Annotated in this window: 3 protein-coding genes; 1 reads left to right on the forward strand and 2 read right to left on the reverse strand. The window is 65.7% G+C overall.

All coding sequences use genetic code 11. The features are described 5' to 3' along the window. Window positions 1-32 precede the first annotated feature (32 nt). Together DYI42_RS23655 and DYI42_RS23660 are read right to left on the reverse strand one after the other, a co-directional pair. Window positions 33-335: an alkylphosphonate utilization protein gene (locus tag DYI42_RS23655; protein ID WP_213549557.1), complete on the reverse strand. Its 303-nt coding sequence runs from the start codon at window positions 333-335 to the stop codon at window positions 33-35. Window positions 336-381: 46 nt separating this feature from the next. Then, entirely contained in the window at window positions 382-1,023 is a 642-nt protein-coding gene (locus DYI42_RS23660) for a hypothetical protein (protein WP_213549559.1), read from the reverse strand. A 199-nt stretch (window positions 1,024-1,222) separates the two neighbouring features. Between DYI42_RS23660 and DYI42_RS23665 the strand changes: the two genes are divergently transcribed. Further along, window positions 1,223-2,874 (forward strand): NADPH-dependent 2,4-dienoyl-CoA reductase (locus tag DYI42_RS23665; protein WP_213549561.1); only part of this gene is annotated, 1,652 nt, incomplete at its 3' end.

The raw sequence follows: 2,874 nt of genomic DNA on the forward strand, positions 1-2,874 counted from the left end.
GTTCCGCCACCCACGGCCCCCCCACACGCGCCTCAACGCTTCTTCACAAACTCCGTGCGCAGCACCAACCCCTTGATGCTCTCATGCCGACAGTCGATCTCCTCGGGGTTCCCCGTCAGCCGGATCGAGCGGATCACCGTGCCCTGCTTCAGGGTCTGGCCCGCGCCCTTCACCTTCAGGTCCTTCACCAGCACCACCGCATCGCCATCGGCCAGCCGGTTGCCCGCCGCGTCGAACACCGCCTCGGCCTCCGCCGCCCGCGCCGCCAACTCCGAAGCGGGCAGCCATTCGCCGCTGGCCTCGTCATATACATAGTCCTCGTCGTCGTCGCTCATCGCGCCTCTCGTCCTTTTCTCCACCCTCGGCGGGCGGTTGCCCGGCCTAACGCGGCCTAATGTTCTCGCTGTAGGATTTGGTCACCCCGTCAGGCCACGCCCGCACCCAGCTCCCCGAGAAATAGCCCGTGGGGCGCTTCACCACGAAGCTGCCCATCTCGATCGCGGCCATCTGCACCTGGTAGGGCGCATTCACATGCACGCCAGTCGCCTTCGCCAGTTTCACCATGAACTGGTGGCCAATGCCCTTCTTCTCGATCCCGGTGTCGTTGAACAGCGAATATCCCAGCGCCGCCATGGTGCCGTATTCACCTTCAACCTTCCGGGTTTCAAGGTTGATGCCAGCCGCCGCCACATTGCAGGCATGCACATCTATACCGTTGTGATTCTTGGCGAAATGACCCTTCAATAGGCCAAGGTCATCCACCGTGCTGAACGAAATCTTCTTGCCCAGCTTGATCTCCCCCGGCCCCCCATGGGAGTTGATGACGATACCGCCAATCTTCGCTCCCTCCTTGGCGCACTTGGCCACGATCGCCTTTGCCAACTCCTTCGCCGACATGGTCTTCTTGATCGTCCAGTGCAGCACGCTCCAGCCACTCGGCGGATCCTGATCCACCTTGAAGGTCACGCCCGCGCCCGGCACATCGTGCCCGTGCAAATAGAAAATGATCGCGCTGTCCGCCACGCCTCGGCCTCGTTTCTCTTCGGCGCGCGTCTGCGCGCTCAATGACTTCGGGTTCAATGGGCGCAGAACTCCACGGCCAGCGCCGCCCAGTCAACCTGGCAAGATCAGCAACCCATCCCGGCACGCGCCCGTAACGTCACGTCCGACCGTGACAACCCCTGCACCACAGGCCACTCTGCGCGCCAGGAGGACGCCACGAATGACAAGCTACCCGCACCTGCTCGCCCCGCTCGATCTCGGCCACGTGACCCTGCCAAACCGGGTGCTCATGGGCTCCATGCATACCGGGCTGGAAGAAACCGGCGATTGGGCCCGCGTCGCCGCCTTCTACGCTGCCCGCGCCTCCGCCGGGCTGATCGTCACCGGCGGCATGGCCCCCAACCGTGAGGGCGGCGTGTTTCCCGGCGCGGCAGGCCTCTACACGCCCGAAGACATCGCCAACCACCGCATCGTCACCGATGCCGTCCACGCCGCAGGCGGCCGCATCGCCATGCAGATCCTCCACGCCGGCCGCTACGCCTACAGCCCCGATTGCGTCTCCGCCTCCCCGATCAAATCCCCCATCTCCCCTTTCCCGCCGAAGGAGCTGGACGAAGAGGGCATCGAAAAGCAGATCGCCGACATCGCCACCGCCGCCGCACGTGCCCGCGAAGCCGGGTATGATGGCGTCGAGGTCATGGGCTCCGAGGGCTATTTCCTCAACCAGTTCATCGTTCGCCACACCAACAAGCGGGAAGACCGCTGGGGCGGCCCTTACGAAAACCGCATTCGCCTGCCCATCGAGGTGGTCAAACGCGTCCGCGAAGCCGTTGGCCCCGACTTCATCGTGATCTACCGCCTTTCGATGATCGACCTCGTGCCGCAAGGCTCCACCACCGAAGAGGTCATCCAGCTCGCGAAAGAAATCGAGGCCGCAGGCGCCTCCATCCTCAATACCGGCATTGGCTGGCACGAGGCCCGCGTGCCCACCATCGCCACCTCCGTCCCCCGCCGCGCCTTCGCCTGGGTGACGCAAAAGCTGATGGGCCACGTCTCGATCCCCATCATCACCTCCAACCGGATCAACACGCCGGAGGTGGCCGAATCCGTCCTCGCCGAGGGCTGCGCAAACATGGTCTCCATGGCCCGCCCCTTCCTCGCCGACGCCGATTTCGTGACCAAGGCCGCGCAGGGCGAGGCCGAAACCATCGCCCCCTGCATCGCCTGCAACCAGGCCTGCCTCGATCACACCTTCTCCGGCAAACTCACCTCCTGCCTCGTCAACCCGCGCGCCTGCTCCGAAACCGAGCTGCAAATCACCCCCACCGACACGCCGAAAAACATCGCTGTCGTCGGCGCCGGCCCCGCCGGCCTCGCCGCCGCCCTCACGGCGGACGAGCGCGGCCACGCCGTCACTCTCTTCGACAAGGCCCCCGAGTTGGGCGGCCAGCTCAACATGGCCAAGACGATCCCCGGCAAGGAAGAGTTCCATGGGCTGGTGGACTGGTATCAAACCACGGTCGCCCGCTCCAACATCACCCTCCGGCTCTCCACCGAGGCCACGCCAGAGGCCCTCGCCCCCTTCGACGAGGTCATCCTCGCCACCGGCGTCACCCCGCGCGATCCCGAGATCCCCGGCCAGACAAGCCCCAACGTGCTCAGCTACATCGACGTGCTCCGCCACAAGGCTCCCGTCGGCAAAAGCGTCGCCATCGTCGGCGCGGGCGGCATCGGCTTCGACGTGGCCGAATTTCTCGCCCACACCGGCGAAAGCCCGACCGAGCACCTGCCCGAATGGATGGAGATGTGGGGCGTCACCGACCCGGCAGAGCACCGCGGCGGCCTCGCCCCCGAAGGCCCCCAGCCTGTCTC

The sequence above is a fragment of the Vannielia litorea genome (genome assembly GCF_018424695.1).
Taxonomy (GTDB): domain Bacteria; phylum Pseudomonadota; class Alphaproteobacteria; order Rhodobacterales; family Rhodobacteraceae; genus Vannielia; species Vannielia litorea_A.

Coding starts and splice junctions, on each gene's coding strand:
- DYI42_RS23655 (WP_213549557.1), bottom strand. CDS start 335: ATGAGCGACGACGACGAGGACTATGTATATGACGAGGCCAGCGGCGAA.